This window comes from Martinezella sp. CNPSo 3795, from assembly GCF_057784475.1.
The window spans coordinates 161,843-178,554 of sequence record NZ_JBXSOQ010000010.1; the positions used below are offsets into that span (position 1 = coordinate 161,843).

16 protein-coding genes are annotated in these 16,712 nt (G+C 56.9%); 14 read left to right on the forward strand and 2 right to left on the reverse strand.

What is annotated here, in order from left to right; all coding sequences use genetic code 11:
• Positions 1 to 4 precede the first annotated feature (4 nt).
• Together AC13QY_RS24565 and AC13QY_RS24570 are read left to right on the forward strand one after the other, a co-directional pair.
• Positions 5 to 778 (forward strand): DeoR/GlpR family DNA-binding transcription regulator, encoded by a 774-nt coding sequence (locus AC13QY_RS24565; protein WP_028754348.1) that lies wholly within the window; start codon positions 5 to 7, stop codon positions 776 to 778.
• A gap of 353 nt (positions 779 to 1,131) precedes the next feature.
• On the forward strand, positions 1,132 to 3,042 hold the full coding sequence (locus AC13QY_RS24570) for a methyl-accepting chemotaxis protein (protein WP_488494072.1): 1,911 nt from the start codon (positions 1,132 to 1,134) through the stop codon (positions 3,040 to 3,042).
• 74 nt (positions 3,043 to 3,116) lie between these two features.
• Here the strand turns inward: AC13QY_RS24570 and AC13QY_RS24575 are convergent, their stop codons facing one another.
• On the reverse strand, positions 3,117 to 3,842 hold the full coding sequence (locus AC13QY_RS24575) for a RibD family protein (RefSeq protein ID WP_488494073.1): 726 nt from the start codon (positions 3,840 to 3,842) through the stop codon (positions 3,117 to 3,119).
• Positions 3,843 to 3,848: 6 nt separating this feature from the next.
• Complete coding sequence (locus tag AC13QY_RS24580) at positions 3,849 to 4,700, reverse strand: SDR family NAD(P)-dependent oxidoreductase (protein WP_488494074.1); 852 nt, start codon at positions 4,698 to 4,700, stop codon at positions 3,849 to 3,851.
• 501 nt (positions 4,701 to 5,201) lie between these two features.
• Here AC13QY_RS24580 and AC13QY_RS24585 point away from each other — a divergent pair.
• The 12 genes from AC13QY_RS24585 (at position 5,202) to AC13QY_RS24640 (ending at position 16,701) form a co-directional block, all read left to right on the forward strand.
• Positions 5,202 to 5,984, forward strand: a complete 783-nt coding sequence (locus AC13QY_RS24585; protein ID WP_488494075.1) for an SDR family NAD(P)-dependent oxidoreductase — start codon at positions 5,202 to 5,204, stop codon at positions 5,982 to 5,984.
• 11 nt (positions 5,985 to 5,995) lie between these two features.
• Positions 5,996 to 6,739, forward strand: a complete 744-nt coding sequence (locus AC13QY_RS24590) for an SDR family oxidoreductase (RefSeq protein ID WP_488494076.1) — start codon at positions 5,996 to 5,998, stop codon at positions 6,737 to 6,739.
• 493 nt (positions 6,740 to 7,232) lie between these two features.
• On the forward strand, positions 7,233 to 8,138 hold the full coding sequence (locus AC13QY_RS24595) for a LysR family transcriptional regulator (protein ID WP_488494077.1): 906 nt from the start codon (positions 7,233 to 7,235) through the stop codon (positions 8,136 to 8,138).
• Positions 8,139 to 8,823: 685 nt separating this feature from the next.
• Complete coding sequence (locus AC13QY_RS24600; RefSeq protein WP_488494120.1) at positions 8,824 to 8,985, forward strand: hypothetical protein; 162 nt, start codon at positions 8,824 to 8,826, stop codon at positions 8,983 to 8,985.
• Positions 8,986 to 9,333: 348 nt separating this feature from the next.
• Positions 9,334 to 10,017: a GntR family transcriptional regulator gene (locus AC13QY_RS24605; protein WP_488494117.1), complete on the forward strand. Its 684-nt coding sequence runs from the start codon at positions 9,334 to 9,336 to the stop codon at positions 10,015 to 10,017.
• A gap of 92 nt (positions 10,018 to 10,109) precedes the next feature.
• On the forward strand, positions 10,110 to 10,997 hold the full coding sequence (locus AC13QY_RS24610; protein WP_488494078.1) for an NAD(P)-dependent oxidoreductase: 888 nt from the start codon (positions 10,110 to 10,112) through the stop codon (positions 10,995 to 10,997).
• Between the two features lie 114 nt (positions 10,998 to 11,111).
• The gene (locus tag AC13QY_RS24615; protein WP_221118362.1) at positions 11,112 to 11,540 is read left to right on the forward strand and encodes a carboxymuconolactone decarboxylase family protein; all 429 of its coding nucleotides are present in this window, start codon (positions 11,112 to 11,114) and stop codon (positions 11,538 to 11,540) included.
• A 76-nt stretch (positions 11,541 to 11,616) separates the two neighbouring features.
• Entirely contained in the window at positions 11,617 to 12,000 is a 384-nt protein-coding gene (locus AC13QY_RS24620) for a hypothetical protein (RefSeq protein WP_488494079.1), read from the forward strand.
• Positions 11,997 to 12,893, forward strand: coding sequence for an alpha/beta fold hydrolase (locus AC13QY_RS24625; protein WP_488494080.1), 897 nt, complete (start codon positions 11,997 to 11,999; stop codon positions 12,891 to 12,893). The genes AC13QY_RS24620 and AC13QY_RS24625 overlap by 4 nt, the downstream gene beginning before the upstream one ends.
• 26 nt (positions 12,894 to 12,919) lie before the next feature.
• Positions 12,920 to 14,083, forward strand: coding sequence for an ABC transporter substrate-binding protein (locus tag AC13QY_RS24630; RefSeq protein WP_488494081.1), 1,164 nt, complete (start codon positions 12,920 to 12,922; stop codon positions 14,081 to 14,083).
• 93 nt (positions 14,084 to 14,176) lie between these two features.
• Complete coding sequence (locus tag AC13QY_RS24635; protein ID WP_488494082.1) at positions 14,177 to 15,730, forward strand: sugar ABC transporter ATP-binding protein; 1,554 nt, start codon at positions 14,177 to 14,179, stop codon at positions 15,728 to 15,730.
• The gene (locus AC13QY_RS24640) at positions 15,730 to 16,701 is read left to right on the forward strand and encodes an ABC transporter permease (protein ID WP_488494083.1); all 972 of its coding nucleotides are present in this window, start codon (positions 15,730 to 15,732) and stop codon (positions 16,699 to 16,701) included. The genes AC13QY_RS24635 and AC13QY_RS24640 overlap by 1 nt, the downstream gene beginning before the upstream one ends.
• Positions 16,702 to 16,712: the final 11 nt, after the last annotated feature.

The window sequence follows — 16,712 nt, forward strand, 5'->3', positions numbered from 1 at the left end:
GAAAATGAAGAGAGATGATCGGAGGCAGGCCATCATGGATCTGTTGGTCGAGCAGAGAATGGTGGACCTGGACGACCTATCCGATCGATTTGCAGTATCGAAGATGACTATTCACCGAGATCTGGACGATCTTGAGCAGGCGGGCATGCTCCGCAAAATTCGTGGCGGGGCGACGATTGAGGCAGGAGGCCAATTCGAAAGCGATTTTCGGTTCCGGCAGCAGCAGGAGGGCGACGCCAAACGCCGCATGGCCGAAGCGGCTCTCGAACTCATCGACCCCGGAATGACGGTCATGATCAACGATGGGTCAATGGCGTCGGTGCTCGGCGAAATGCTACCGCAGAAAAGGCCGCTGACGGTGATCACCAATAATGCCGCGGTGATCGACCGGCTCAAGACGGAATCGGGCGTCAACCTGATCGCAGTCGGCGGAAGCTATTCGATGAAGTTCAACGGTTTTTTCGGCGTTGTCGCCGAAGAAACCCTGTCGCGCCTTAGCGCCGACATCGCCTTCATATCTACGCCAGCCGTTTCAGGTGCGCGTGTTTATCACATGGATGACAACGTGATCCGCTCGAAACGAGCAATGATCGCAAGCGCTGCGCGTCGGTGCCTATTGGTCAACCACAAGCGTTTCAATCACACTGCTCTTCATGTCCTGGCCACTGTCGACGAATTCGAAGTCATCATCACTGACCAAGAACCGCCGGACGGCGCCCGCGTGGCGTTAGAGCGAGCCAACGTACCACTTCGCGTGGCATCACTCGAGAGCGAGTAAATATTCGGCGAATGATCCTTTCGAATAAGCCGGGCAATGAAGTCGCTGAAATCTAATCAGCTCCGTCGATGGCCCCGACCTTTGTCACGGCGAATACTGGCACACACTGAGCCGTTACGAAACTCCGCAATGGGGTAACCGCGTTTGGTGATCCGGCTCACCGGACCCAAGCTTGAGTCATTGGCTTTGAAGTCCTTCATAGCATTCCGAGGGGAAGCGGGCGTCCTCGTCTGCATATTCGCTTGGCCACATACATCGCCGGGCAAACCGATTTAACCACGAATTAAAGGTATTAGGTATAAGGTTATACCTTAGGGCAGTTCAAAAAGATTCGTCAGGTCGCGGAGGGGATAATGCGAGATATTCGGAAATTTGGCGTGGCGCTGCGTTTGTCGATCGCTTTCGGGTTGCTGCTAACAGCGATGGGAATTCTTTCTTTTTCATCAATCAATCAGGTGAATGAGATAAACGCCAAGCTCAGCCTCATTAATGGCACTAACAGCCAAAAATACAGGAATGGCGTTGATATGCTCGGAGCGGTCCGTGATCGAGCGGTCGCTTTACGCGATATTGTTTTGACCGACTCAGATACGGATCAAGCGACCACGATCGTGATGATGAGAAAGCTGCAGACGTCCTATGCCTCCAATGCGGTGGAATTGCAGAAGGCCGTAAGTTCTGACGATTCCAGCACTGCCGCTGAGCACCGTCTGGTTGACGGTCTGAAGGCATTTCAGAGTGAAGCGGAGCCACTAATTGCGGACGTTATCAAGCTGACACTTGATGGAAACAGAGAACAGGCCAAGCCACTCCTCCTGAATGAACTTCGACCCAAGTTGACGGCATGGATTGGTGGTTTGAGCAAATTGATCGATTACGAGCAAGCATTGAATCAGGGCGTGGGCGGCAAAGTCAAGGCGGCTTCTGACGAGTTCAAATCACTGACACTTACGGCCCTAAGTGTGGCTGCTTTATTTGGAATAGTCGCGGCAGGGCTCACCACCCGTTCAATCATAGCGCCTCTGGCGAAGCTTCAGCAGTCAGTCCGACAAATGATAGCCGGCGATATGCAGATTGACCGGGTACTTGAGCGACGGAGGGATGAAATCGGTCGGCTCGCCAGGCAGATATCCAGCCTCAAGACGCATATTTCAGAAAAAGCTGAACGCGATGCCACGGCGGAACATCATCGACAGGGCGCTGAGCGGCAGCGATTAGAGAAGGAAGCTGAGGAGCGCCAGCGGACTGCCGAAGAGACGAGTTCTGCCGTTGAGCAAGTTGCTGATGCTTTGAAGCAATTGTCGCAGGGCAACCTGCACATTCAGCTCAATTGGCCTTTTGCTGGGGCTCTTGAGCCGCTCAGACTGGACTTCAATTTGGCTGTCCGCCAACTTCGCGACGCGATGTCTGAAGTCAACTATAATGCACAGGCGATTGCTGCCGGCGCTGAAGAAATCCGTACATCGTCCATCGATCTCGCGACGCGGACGGAGCAGCAGGCTGTAGTTGTGGAGCAGACGGCGTCGGTCCTGGCAGATATGACAAGGCAGGTGGTGGACGCGAGCCACAGAGCACATGAAGCAGGGGTACTGGTAATCGAAACCAAAGAGAATGTAGAGAGGTCAGGCACTATAATGCGCGAGGCTGTTGAGGCTATGTCGAAGATACGAGTCTCGTCGGTCGAAATAGGCAACATCATCGGCGTTATCGATGAAATCGCCTCTCAGACAAACCTTTTGGCCTTAAACGCAGGTATCGAGGCGGCTCGCGCTGGTGAGACTGGTCGTGGCTTTGCGGTGGTAGCGCAGGAGGTCAGAGATTTGGCGCAAAGGTCTGCGGCGGCGGCAAAGGAAATCAAGTCCCTGGTCGAGGTTTCTAACATACACATAAATGATGGGGTTCAGCGCGTGCACCAAGCCGGCAATGCCTTAGGCCAAATCGTTGTTCAGGTGCAGAGTGTGAATCAAGACGTCGACGCTATTGCTCAAGTTTCTCGCGTGCAAGCTGACGGGCTCAAGGACATCAATTTCTCAGTAGGAAAAATTGAATCAGCCACGCAACAGAACGCAGCGATGGTGGAAGAGTCGACCGCTGCCGTCAACAATCTTGCGAAAGAGGCAGCTTCGCTTTTCGAAATGTTATCCAGGTTCCAGATAGACGACGGGAGAGCAAACACTAGCTGCGCTGACCAGCCATCGTTCTCTGTGGTCCAAGCATCGTCAACGTCGATCCTGCAAAGCAGGGTCTCAAGGCTAACAGCATGACCCGCCTCTAACAAATTACCGCAGAATGAGTTAGAGGCGTAAGGAGGCGCGAATGCGCGCTCCGAGATATTCTCTCATGGGCGGTCGACGCGATATCTGAGATGTACGGAGCCAAGCCGGGCTGGCTCGACGCTGAGAAGCGTGAGCCTCACCTTGTCCGCGAGCCCATCGTCACCACCCTCGAATATAGCCGGAGAATTCGACTTGCCTCCGATCGCCGGAAAGACGACCACACTGATCTCGTCAACAAGACCCGCGTTCAGGAAATGCCCATTCGTTTGTGCTCCGCCTTCCAGCATCAGACGCTTCACGCCGAATTGTTCGCCAAGAACGTCTAGCGCGTTTTTTAGATCGACGGCATCGGCCTGGGACACAATATAGGAAACGCCGGCCTGCATCAGGCCCGCCAGGTATACGTCGTCTACGTCTCGTGCGGTCAGGACGACAACGTGAGCGCCCTCGATGTCGCCCTTGTCCCAGCGCAGCCGACCGTCTTTATCAACGATCACGGCGAACTCGTTGGCATCTGGATCGGCGATATGGACCGGTCTCTCGGCTATGCCGGTTATTTCATAAGGTTGGTCGACCGCGTCGGCAAATTCCTCTCCCGTCGCTCTTCCGGAAAGCCACGCGTCGGCGCCGATTTTCTCATGCAAGTAGTCGTAGACGTTCACGAGTTCATCAATCGAATGGCCGGTTGCCTCGGCCCAGTCATCGACGATCAGTCGGCCGTCCAGCGGCGACATCATGTGACAAATCACATATGGTCTTGTCATTGGACTATTTTCCCCGCTAAACATTCGCCGTCAGCGTCCGGCGTTTAACCATGCCGCGAACTTTTCTTTCCAGTCGGGATGCCAACGTGAGAGCGCCGGCCGGTTCAGGATCATATCATCGGCTGCCCAGCGGATCCGCCTGGCGTCAGTCTGCGACGTGACCGCGTTATCCGGGCAAATTATGTAGAAGTCCCCGTCGAGAAGACGGCCCAAGAAGTATTCCACCACTTGCTCGGCGGTCCATGCCTCATCTGGCTTCGCTACGCCCTGCGGCTTAAGAGCCATGTTCATCGGTGTCCATGTGTAACCTGGGACGAGAAGATGTGCCGATACACGGCCTCCCGTCACATTCAGCAATTCGTGCGCCAGCTGTTCGGTCAGTACCTTAACCGCTGCCTTGGCCACCGAATACGCAGCGTTGCCCGGAGGAGTCGTAATACCTTCCTTGGAACCAAGGTTGATGACCGCCGAAGTGCGGCTCGACTCGATCAGGTATGGCACGAAAAGATGCTGCGCGGCCAGGATACCTCCAAAATTTACTTCGATCTGACGTCGCCACTTTACGGGATCGTCCCAGGGGCCCGCTCCTTGAGTAATGCCTGCGTTATTTACAAGCACGGCCACCTCGCCAAATCGGGAAAGCGTCTCGTCGCGCAACCTGGTCAGCGCTGAGAGATCTGACACGTCTCCGCTCACGCAAAGGGCTTCGGCGCCAAGTGTTGGGGCAACATTCTGGAGCGCGTCCGCGTCTAGGTCGAACAGCGCAAGCCGCATTCCGCGGGCGGCAAAAGTCCTCGCAATTGCCAATCCGATGCCGTTCGCAGCGCCCGTGACGACTGCAACGCGGCCGGGAGCAACGATCCCTTCCATTCTCTCGCTCATGTTTTTCCTTCTTATTGTCGACTGGCGGCTCACCAGTGGAAGTCGCGCCGTCGAGCAGTCGTAACATCCCGCGAATGCATGCGGTTCCCATTCTTTCGGTTCGGTGACGACCGCCGGTAGAAACTATTCCATCGCCTACAGGCCAGCTTCAGCCATCGGGCCATTTGCCTTGCGGTAGCACACCACCGCTCATCGCCGGAAAAAGATAGTTTACTTCGCCGACCGCTTAAAGTGACGCTGATTGCACACACTGATGATTATTGCTCACGCAACGCGAACGAGCTTGAGACGCCGTGCTCGGGGTCGCTGGGTCTCTGTCCGCGTCATTAAAAGGTGGCCAATGCAGGTGGTCCGCTTTTGTTTTTTTGCAGGTCACCTCGATGAATTTCGCTCACCGCCCCGGTCGATTTTGCTCATGTAACAAAAGCGGCTCTCCCTGACTTTCTTAGGCGACGCCTTGGGACGACCTGGCGTCGAGCAAAAAAGCAATGGAGTGAAATCATGACAGACAATAAACCCCTCGCATTGGTGACTGGCGGTTCGTCGGGGATCGGCCTCGAGCTTGCAAAGCAGTTCGCTCAGAATGGTTTCGATGTCGCCATCTCCGGCTCCAGCGACAAGGTAAGCGAAGCGGCCGACAGCCTCCGACGCTTAAGCGCCGAGGCCTATCCATTCAAGGCGGACGCCTCGACGTACGAGGGCGTTGAGAGCTTCTGGACCTTCACCCAGGAACTAGGCCGCCCAGTGGAAGCCGCTGCTCTAAACGTTGGCGTCGGTATTGGTGGTGCCTTCGTGGACAACAACCTCGATGATGAGCTTCGCCTGCTCGCAATCAACGTCACGGGTACCGTCCATATGGCTAAACGTGTCGTCCAGCACATGGTTAAGAACGGCCGCGGCAGGATTCTCATCACCTCCTCCGTTTCAGCGACACAGCCGACTCCGTACGAAACCGTCTACGGCCCTTCAAAAGCGTTCGGGTACATGTTCGCGGAGTCCCTGCGGGAGGAGTTGCGCTCGACCGGGGTCACTGTGACGGCGTTGCTTCCAGGCGCCACCAACAGCGACTTCCACGCAAACGCCGGAATGGGGGGCACAAAGCTGGGCGGCCAACAGAAGAACGACAAGACGCTCGTTGCCAAGCAAGGGTTCGAGGCCCTCATGAACGATGTGGACCATGTCGTTGGCGGAGATCAGGAGACCAAGCTGCAGGCGATAGAAAACCGGACGATCCCAGAGCCTGTCAAAGCCGCCCGCCAAGCCGAACTGACTCGACCACAGTGAAGGAGCCCGTTATGTCGAATCTCAGAGAGAAGGTAACCATCGTCACAGGAGCTTCGTCGGGAATTGGAGCGGCGACAGCTAGACGCCTTGCGGAGAAGGGTGCACGCGTAGTCCTTGCCGGCCGCAACGAGGGACGCCTCGCGAAGATCGCCGAGGAAATCACCACATCGGGCGGCATCGCCAGCCACCACGTTGCCGATGCGACCGATTTCGAAAGCACCAAAGCGCTGGTCGCTTTCGCCAAGAGGACATACGGCCCGGTCGATATCCTGGTCAACAATGCGGGGCTCATGCTCTTCTCATATTGGAAGGATGTCGCGGTCGGCGACTGGAACAAGATGATCGACACCAACCTGCGTGGCTACTTGCATGCAATCGCTGCGGTGCTGCCTTCGATGTTGGAGCGAAGGTCGGGCCGAATCTTGAACATGAGCTCTATCGCTGGCGTCCATGTCGGCGAGGCGGCAGGCATATACGGCGCGACAAAGTTTTTCATCCGCGGAATCACCGAAAGCCTCAGAAAGGAGGTCGGGGTCGGAAATGGAATTCAGATCTCGATGGTCAGTCCTGGCGTAATCGACACCGGCTGGGCCGACAAGGTCCAAGACGAAACGGGTAGGAAGATCGCTGCCGAGCTTAACAAGCAAGGCATTCCGCCGTTGTCGGTCGCGGATGCCGTGATCTATGCCCTAGACCAGCCTCCGGAGATCACGATCAATGATATCGTCGTGCACCCAACTCGGCAGGACTGGTAGATCGTCGGCGCTGGATGCTGGTCGGTTTTCAGCGCCGTTGATTTTGAGCCTCCAAGACTGCCGGCGGGCAGTAAGTTCATTCAAGGCTGAATGCTGTTCGGCGTCTACGCAATCTCACCTGTCCATTGGGCCATCTCTGGTGGCCTGAGGATCACGAAGGTCTTATTGCGTAACCGTGGGCGGCTTGGAGGTCATCGTTATGTGCGGCGACCCTCGCCATCTCGTCAACCGAAGACCACCGACGAGACGCTAAAGTCGTACACGCTGGGCTCCGATCGTTCAACGTGCCGAAATCGGGCATCTCGAGGTTGACCCATCCTGCCTGCATCAGCACCAACTCGTTTAGGGCATATGTTTAACTGCCTTTTTCCCGCATCAAATACCCGGGAAAGACAAGACCAATCGGATTAGGAATGAAGGAGCCGTTTGCAACTCCGTCTCGGTTTGTGTAAAGGCAATTTTAATTCAGCGCAGGCTTGAGTAAAGTTCACCCATGGCATCGACGCGAGCGGATCTTGCCGACCTTGAAGCTTTCGTGGCGATCGCGCGGGCGGGAGGGTTCCGAAAGGCCGCCGCAATTCGCGGCGTCTCGGGTTCCGCTCTCAGCCACTCGATCAGGGGTTTGGAGAACCGCCTCGGCGTTCGTCTGTTTCATCGGACAAGTAGGAGCATCAGTCTCACCGCTGCCGGCGAAGTGCTCCTTGCCGAGCTTGAACCACGTTTCCTCGGCATACAGGCCGCGATCGATCTTCTTGACAGCTTCAGAAGCGGGCCTAGCGGCAGAGTGAGAGTGAACACTCTCCGTGACGCCGCCCAGCTGCTGATTGCTCCCCGAATGCCAAGTTTTCGGCGCAGCTACCCAGATGTCGAAATCGAAATCAGCGTTGACGATCGCTTTGTCGACATGGTCGCGGAAGGCTTTGACGCCGGAATCCGTTACGGCGGAACCGTCCCCGAGGGAATGATCGCTTCGCGCCTGACGCCCGAACTCGAATGGGTCGTCGTCGGTTCTCCAGCCTATCTCAACAAGCGCGGGCGACCCGAACGGCCGACGGACCTCTTAAAACACGAGTGCATCCGGATCCGAACCGGTACAGATCACGTCTACAAATGGGAACTCGGCAACGGGGATCGCATGGTGACTCTCGATGTTCCGGGACTGCTCACGCTCGGGGATTCGGAACTGTCGATCCGCATGGCGGAGGAGGGATGCGGTCTCTTCTATTGTTTGCGGGCACGGGTCGAGGACAAACTCGCCGCTGGCGTGCTCGAGGTAGTATTGCCAGACTGGACGTCGCAAGGGCCAGGTTTTCACGCCTATTACGTTTCGCACCGACAAGTGCCGTCGGCTCTTCGGACATTTCTCGATCACCTAAAGGCGCCGATCTCGGATGTATGAAGGCGGACGACCCTACGGCTAAGGCGCGCCTTTAGCGGAACATCTCGCAGCTCCCGCAACGGCGACCGCAACGCGTTCCCAATATTTCTTTGCGCTGATTTACGGCGTACGAAACCTAGTTCGCGAAGAATACGAGCAGATGATTGCAGGACCTCAGCGGTCGGGGTGCATCCATTTGACACTACGACTGACGCGCCGACCTGCATGAGCCTGCACGATAAAAGCGAATTTAGATGAAAAAACCTCATCCATCTCACGAAATAATGCGTTTGAAATGGCGCCAAAAAGCGAAGATGGTTCGTTGCAAGGAGGGCCTCTGAGCTTGGATCAGCCGAAAGCATAAGCTGGCCCCGAGCCACGCTTTTCTTGGCTTCTAGGGGTGAGCCCAGTTCCGCGCCGTTCTTACACAGAGAAACCATGTCAGGATCACAGCGGCGATTTTGCCGCGGCATCGATGTCTGCCGGGATGATAGTGCAACCTCCTGATCAAAGAAGACCCGGTACTCCCGGCTACCAAATGCTCCGACAGTCATCCTCGATGGGCATACAGACATTGTCTATGAGGGCGTCGAGCACGACTTTCAACATGAAGGAATGCGGACAACATCCGCTGGACAGGTCCCGGCGGCCGCCCTTTTGTTTCAGAGCAAGGCCAATGAAGCTAAAGCCCGTTGAAGCAATATACATGCGGTGGATCTCCCAGGGCAGAAGCATCACCGATATCGCGAAAATCGAGCAGCAAAGTGCGGAGGAAATCCAGCAGAATCTAGATGCCCTTTGCCGGCGTCTGGGCGTTACGTCTGTCGTCGAGGCGGTCGAAGAAGCTCGGTCCTCCAATATCATCTAACCCGGCGGGGCCTTAATCTGCCCGGGCTGCTGCCACATCCGGACTCGCGCGAGAAGGCCCCTGCGGGTGGTGTGCGGGCAAGGGACCTGTTCACACCGGATCTTCATATCGATACGCTGAAGATTAAGAGTCGGAATTTTCAGTAGACGCACCTGCCGGAGGAACATAGGGTTTGGAAAGTAATTTGACGATGATCAAGAGTAATGAGAACCGCTCGGCGACGGCGATATCAGGGGGAGATTGCCAGTCGATTATCAGCTATCAGACAATCCGCATTGATATCTGCTTCGAAAGCCGCCATATCTATGCGAACGCTTGGTGCGAAGGTGGTCTTTTTTGGTGATGGTGATGGAGTCAGACCTACAGATTGCGAGACAGAGTGCGACTTTGCGTGTGAAGGTCGAAGAGACCTTGCGGCAGGCGATCGCCAAAGGCCGATTTAAACCTGGACAGCGGCTTGTCGAGCGCGAGCTCTGTGAAATGCTCGGCGTCGGACGGACTTCAGTTCGTGAGGCGCTCCGCCAGTTAGAGGCCGAAGGGATCATCACCAGTTTTCCTCACAAGGGACCGGTCGTGAGCACGATAACCTATGAAGAGGCTGCCCAACTGTATACGGTGCGCGCCCTTCTCGAGAGCTTCGCTGGACAGCAATTTGCGGAAAACGGCACGGCCCAGGATATTGCGACGCTGCAGGCTGCGGTAGTTGAGTTCGAGGCTGCTGCTGAAAGCGGTGTCGGGAGCCGCTTGATCGACGCCAAGAACGCTTTCTATAACTGTCTAATGGACGGCAGCAAGAACGTGTTCGTCAGGCAATTGCTGACCTCTCTTCACAACCGTATCAACCTGTTGCGGATGACCTCCATGACGCAGCCGGGGCGCCTCTCCCATAGTATCGCGGAAATTCAAGAAATCGCGGAGGCCATCAAGAATCGCAATGGGCCGCTGGCAGCAGCTGCTTGTAAACATCACATCGACCAAGCCGCGAAGGTGGCACTGGAGTACCTCAGAAAGAACGCGGCCAACGAATCTTAAATTTTCTGATTGACAGATTGTCTGATAATCCTTTTATTCCGTCTTGAAGAAGAGCAGGCGTTTTGATGCCTGTCTGAACTTTGGAGGAAGAATTGTCAGCGACAGTCAACGCAACCCGCGTGGCGTTCATCGGTCTCGGCGCGATGGGTCAGCCGATGGCCCAACACCTTGTGTCGGCAGGGTTCGAAGTAGTCGGCTTTGATCTCTCGCAGGATGCTCGGCAGACTCTTGCGAAAGCGGGCGGCCATGCCGCCGAGACGATGCCGGACGCCATGAAAGGCGCCGATTACGTCATTACCATGCTGCCCAATGGCAAGATCGTCCGGGATGCCCTCCTAACTGGCAATGCCTGCGGCGGCCTAAGGCCGAGCGCTCTTGTCGTCGACATGAGTTCTTCTGCGCCAAACGACACGCGCGAACTTGGGGTCGAACTCGTCGCACGGGGACTAAGGCTGGTGGACGCTCCGGTGTCCGGCGGCGTCAAGCGCGCCGTTTCGGGAACTCTGACCATCATGGTGGGCGGTTCCGAAACAGATATCGAAGAGGCGGAGCCTCTTCTCAAGGTCATAGGATCGCAGATTTTTAAAACCGGCCCTGTTGGATCGGGCCATGCGATGAAGGCAATCAACAACTTCGTTTCCGGCGCAGGTGTGCTCGCGGCTATTGAAGCCGTGGTTCTCGGCCGCTCATTCGGTCTGGAACCCCACACCATAGTTGACATTCTGAACTCCTCCTCGGGCAAAAACAATGCCACCGAGGTGAAGATGAAGCAGTTCATCCTGTCGGAAACCTTTGGCTCCGGCTTCGCGCTCGGGCTGATGGCGAAGGATATCCGCATCGCCGCCGATCTCGCCAAGACGCTTGGCCTGCGCCTCGAAGCTCTATCAAGCACCGCCAACGCCTGGGATGCGGCGCAGAAGGAGCTAGGTCCCGCGGAGGATCACACCCGAATCATCCGCTACGTGATGGACCACGCCTAAGCACCTTACGATGATGGATTGAGTGAAGACCATCAGACCTGCCGAAATATATTGACAGATTGTCTGATAATCTGTCAATAATGAGCTAAACGAGGAACTAGGGAGCTTTGTTGCATGACCGTATCGGAAGCAGCGACAGTCAAGACCAACGGTAGGGAACGGCCCATACCGTCCGAGCAATTCGCCCATGGGCTCACAACGCGTCGTGAAGTCATGGGTGATGAATATGTCGACGCCGCGCTTGGGAAGGCGACCGACTTCACTTGGCCTATGCAGCAACTCGTGACGGAGTATTGCTGGGACAAGATCTGGAACCGACCCGGCCTCGACAGGCGCTCTCGGTCGATTCTGAACCTCGGCATGATTTCGGTCCTTAACCGTCCTCACGAGCTCAGGGGTCACGTGCGGGGCGCGATCAACAACGGCGTCACCAAAGAGGAGATCCAGGAGATCTTGCTGCAAGTGGCGATTTACGTTGGCGTCCCCGCCGGCATCGACAGTTTCCGCCACGCCCAAGAAGTCTTCAACGAAATGGGCATTTAAATCCGTCGTCACGGGGAGTGGCGGCAAGCAACCAAAGCGCGGAATTGTCCGCGTTGATCAAAGGGAGGAGCCGAAATTGGCTATCAATCTCGAGAAGTTCACTCAGCTCGCGCGTGAGGACTTTGAATTCAAGCGCGAGACCCGTTACCTCAACGGCATCATTAAGTTGGATTTTCCTGAGCGTTCCGTCGCTCTGCACTTCGATGACGGCAAACTGGTGAATGTTGAAGAGGCCGGTTACGACGACGACAAGTGCAAGATCGTCATTCGTGGAACGGGTGAGCAGTGGGAGGCGCTGCTGCAGCACAAGCCGCTTCCTTTCTATCAGTGCCTGCAATCGTCAAACGTTAAGCACGGCCTCCACCTCAGCAACACCAACGAGACCTTCGCGTATCTGCCCGCTCTCAACCGCATGACGACGCTGATGCGCAACGCACGCACGGAAGGAGCAGCAGCATGACCAAGCACGATCCGATCACCGGCCGATACATCTATCTGACGATCGACGGCATTGAGTATCGCGTCTACTACGAGGAAGCCGGTGCGGGCATTCCGCTTCTGGTCGGCCACACGGCCGGTTCCGACGGCCGCCAGTATCGTCACCTGCTTTGCGATGAGGAAGTGACGAAGAACTTCCGCGTCATCGCCTTCGATCTGCCCTATCATGGCAAGTCGCTTCCGCCCTACGGCGTCCGTTGGTGGGAGACTGAATACAATATGACGAAGAAGTTCATGATGGACTTCCAGGTCGTGCTTTCGAAGGCTCTCGGCCTCGACCGCCCCGTCTATATGGGAAGCTCGATGGGTGGCCATTTGGCTATCGATCTGGCATCGAACTACCCTGACAATTTCCGGGCGACGATCTCAGTCGAAGGCGCCCTGCGTTCAGCAGCCGAGTATGTCGACGTCGGTATGGCGGGCATCCGCAGGGAGTTCGACAATCCCAACGTCAACCGCACTTCGATCGGCGCGGCTATGATGCTCAACATCTCGCCTCACTCGCCAGAAGCGAACGTCCGCGAAATCCAGTGGGAGTATAGCTGCGGCGGCCCGGGCATCTTCGCTGGCGACCTCTACTACTACTACTACGATCACAACGTTACCCCTGAAGAGGCAAGCAAGATCGATACGTCGAAGTGCATGCTGTACTTCCTGACGGGCGAGTACGACCCGAACACCTCCCCGGCCGACACCAAGATCGCTGCCGATCTCGTCAAGGGCAGCAAGTTCTGGACGATGGAGAAGCTCGGACACTTCCCCGTGACCGAGGACTATACCGAATTCCGCAAGTACCTGCTGCCGATCCTGGAGGAAATTCAGCAGACGTCCGAAACGAAGGCGAAGGTCGCCTGATAACAGTCTTTGGGAGGAGCATATCAATGAAAGACTTGCTGAACATAACCATCGGAGCGCTGATTTCGGTCAGCGCTCTTGCCACCGCCGCCTACGCCGACGGCGTCGATCAGCTGCCGGCCAGCGAAAAGAAAATCTACCAGATTGTCGACCCGCAGATCCCGCTTGGTCCAAGCGCCTACAAGGACTTCAAACCCAAGAAGGGACCACCTTGGAAGATCGGATATGCGAGCAGCTACGCCGGAAACACCTGGCGCGCGGCTGCGCTGGACGCAGTGATGAACGATCTTCTTCCGAGGTCGAAGAAAGCGGGTTTGGTTTCCGACGTTGTGGTGACGCAATCTGACCTGAAGGATGCAGTTCAGATTCAGCAGATGCGGCAGATGGTCGATGATGGCGTCGATGCCATCATCATCTGCTGCTCGAACGTCACGGCGCTCAACCAAACGATCGAATACGCCCACAAGGCGGGGGTCCCGGTATTCTCATTTTCGGGTTATGTGACGTCTCCCTACGCTATCAACGGCGCTGCAAACCACGCCCAGGGCGGAGCCGAAATGGCTGACTGGCTCGCAGGGAGAATCGGGAAGAAAGGAAACGTCCTTCTCGTCTCGGGGATACCTGGCTTTGCCTCCTCTGACAGCTTCGACAAGGCCGCCAAGGAGGCTCTCGCCAAATATCCCGATATCAAAATCGTCGGAGAAGTGGCCGGCAAATGGACCGATCAGGTTGCTCAGGTCGAAGTCCAGAAATTTCTTGCGACCAATCCCTCTCAGATCGATGGCATCTTGACCCAGGGCGCCCAGGAAAACGGCGTGCTGAACGCGATGCTTCAGTCAGGCCGTCCGATGGTCCCGATCACACTCGGCGGTGAGGCCTCCGCTGCTTGCTACTGGCGAAAGAACCCCGACTGGGTCAATGCCAGCTTCCATATTTGGCCGCCTCGTCGCGAGATGCAGCAGATGTGGGAGATCATGCTTCGGACGCTCGAAGGGCAGGGACCAAAGGTGCAGACGTTCCTTCGTCCGGTCTTGCCGTACACGATCGAAGATGTGCGGGCGGCGATCCCGGAGGACTGCGATCTCAATTCGACGGATTTCATCGAGCCGAAGGCCGACGGCTGGTTCCCGGCAGCTGTCGCGGATCAATACTTCGAGCATCCGGCTGACCCCTGGAAGCCCGTTAAGTAAGCCTATTGCCGTCTGGCGACGTCAGTCGTCAGACGGCTATTCTGATTATGCGGATGAGCGGCGCTGACAGACAGGGCTGCCGGAGGTTCTGCAATGGACAATGAAACCACCATCAGGATGGCTGACGTCGTCAAGTCGTTCGGCGAAACAAAGGCGCTCAAGAAATGCGATTTCGAAGCCCGCGCCGGAGAAGTGCACGCGATCGTCGGGGAAAATGGTAGCGGCAAGAGCACGATGGCTAAAATCATGTCGGGCGTGCTGCATCCGGACGCCGGCACGGTCACCATCCTTGGCGAGCAGATCACTTCGCCAGTTGCCGCAAAACGCGTCGGCTTGGCCACCATCTTCCAGGAAGTATTGGTCGCAGAGGAGGCCAGTGTTTTCGACAACCTGTTCGTCGGGCGGGATGGCATCTTTCGTTCCGAAGGTCATTCTGGGGATCGTTGGCTCGAGGCTGAGACAATCCTCGCTCGCCTCGTCGGAAAGCCCGTCGATCTCGATGAAGTCGTCGGGCGCCTGCCTCTCAGTATCAAGCAGTGGATCGTCATCGCTCGTGCAATCCTGCGCAACCCGAAGGTTCTCATCCTCGACGAGTCATCCGCGGCACTTGACCTCGACTCTACGATTCGTCTTCACGGAGAAATCGATCGCATGCGAGCTGGCGGCGCGACGATCCTGATTGTCACGCACCGGATCGCGGAGCTCGTGCGAATCGCCGATCGAGCCACCATCCTTCGTGATGGGGTCACCGTCGGTGTGCTTGAGAAGCAGGAGATCACGGAAGCGAACCTGCTGGCCATGATGACCCCTTCTGACCGCCGTGCGAGCGACGCAAAGCATTATGCCGCGAAGGGCCGCGACGGCGCACATGCGATCCTGACGGCACGGAACCTCGCGACCCACAGATCAGCGGCAGCTTTCGATTTCGATCTGCCTCGAGGAGCGATTGTCGGCGTGGCCGGCCTCGACGGACAAGGTCAGGATGCCTTCGTGCGTGCCGTCGCCGGGATCGCCCAGCCGTTCGGAGGCGACGTTCAGGTGCGCTCCTCCGGCACGGGGAAAATGACTTCGGTGGGAACACTCGACGAAGCGGCGAGGGCTGGGATCTTCTACGTTTCCGGCGACCGGAAGCGGGAAGGCATTTTTCCGCAACAAAGCATCTTCGAAAACCTTGCGATCGGCGTCTACCGGAAGAATCTGGGCCCGCTCGGGGTGATCCGGAAGCCATTACTCAAGCCGATGTTCAAGCAAGAGGTCGACCGATTGCGCATCAAGATCAGCAGTCCGTCGAATAAGATCACATCGCTGTCCGGAGGAAACCAGCAGAAAGTCCTGATCGGCCGAGCCTTTGCGAATGATCCGAAGGTCATTGTCCTTAACGATCCCGCGCGCGGGGTCGATCTCGGGACCAAGCGGGACCTCTATCGTGAACTTCGTATCTTTGCCGATAAGGGCGGTAGCGTGATTTATCTCTCGAGTGAGATAGAGGAATTCATCGGCTTTGCCGATCGCGTTGACGTCTTTTTCGCCGGAAGGCTGTTCCGCTCGCTCTCGGGTGACGACATAGCCGAGGAGCCCATCCTCGCAGCAATGTTCGGACAGTCCCGAGATACTTCTGTCGAGTTCGACGTGGAAAGGACCGCGTGATGACTAGCAACGCACTTCGACAGGTCGCGCGAGACCGCTCACTTTTTGTGCCAGTTGGTCTGTTCATCGTGCTCCTGGCCGCGGTCGCGACACGCGGCCATGGCTTGTTCACGACGAACGGCATCGCCGGCGCGATTCTTGTCGCCACGCCGCTCATCCTTACGGCGCTCGCCATAACGCCTGTCGTGATGGCGGGAAGGGGGGCCGTAGATCTGTCGGTCGGGCCTCTGATGGGTTTTATCAACGTTACGCTGATTACCTGGCTCGTTGGCAATGGCGTCACCAATCCCGTCGCGGTCATCGGGTGGGCGATTGGACTTGGAGCAGCTTTCCAGCTTTTCCAGGCTCTAGTGATCATCTATGTCCGCGTCGCGCCAATCATCGTGACCCTCTCCGGCTTCCTCGTGCTTTCGGGCATAAACCTGATGGTCATGTCACGGCCGGGCGGTGTCGCTCCGGACTGGATGTTGAGTTGGGGCGCCGGCACGAGTGTGTTCTCTCCCGTCCTCTTTTTGCTCCTGGCGGCATACGTGGTTTGGGCTGTTCTCCGGCGCACGATGTTCTATCGCAATCTTCGCATGACCGGCGCGGATGAACGGATGGCATACACGAGCGGTGTGCCCGTCGATACCGTTCGCATCATCGCACATGCCGTCGGGGGCGTCTTCACCGGGCTTGCTGCTCTCAGCTACACTGCGCTCATCTCTTCGGGCGATCCCACTCAGGGGAGCACCTATACGCTTCAGGCGGTTACGGCGCTGGTACTTGGTGGCGCGAGCCTTTCCGGTGGCCGTGGCGGAGCATTGGGTTCTACGCTCGGTGCCATAAACATGTTCCTGATTTCCTATCTGCTTTCCACCTTCAACTTCGGCACCGTGTCGGGCTTCGTCACGCAGATGGCATTCGGCCTCATCCTGGTCGGTTCGTTGCTCGTCAACGTCTTCGTGATCAGCCGGCGAGCCGCCGCTTGAAAGGACAATGA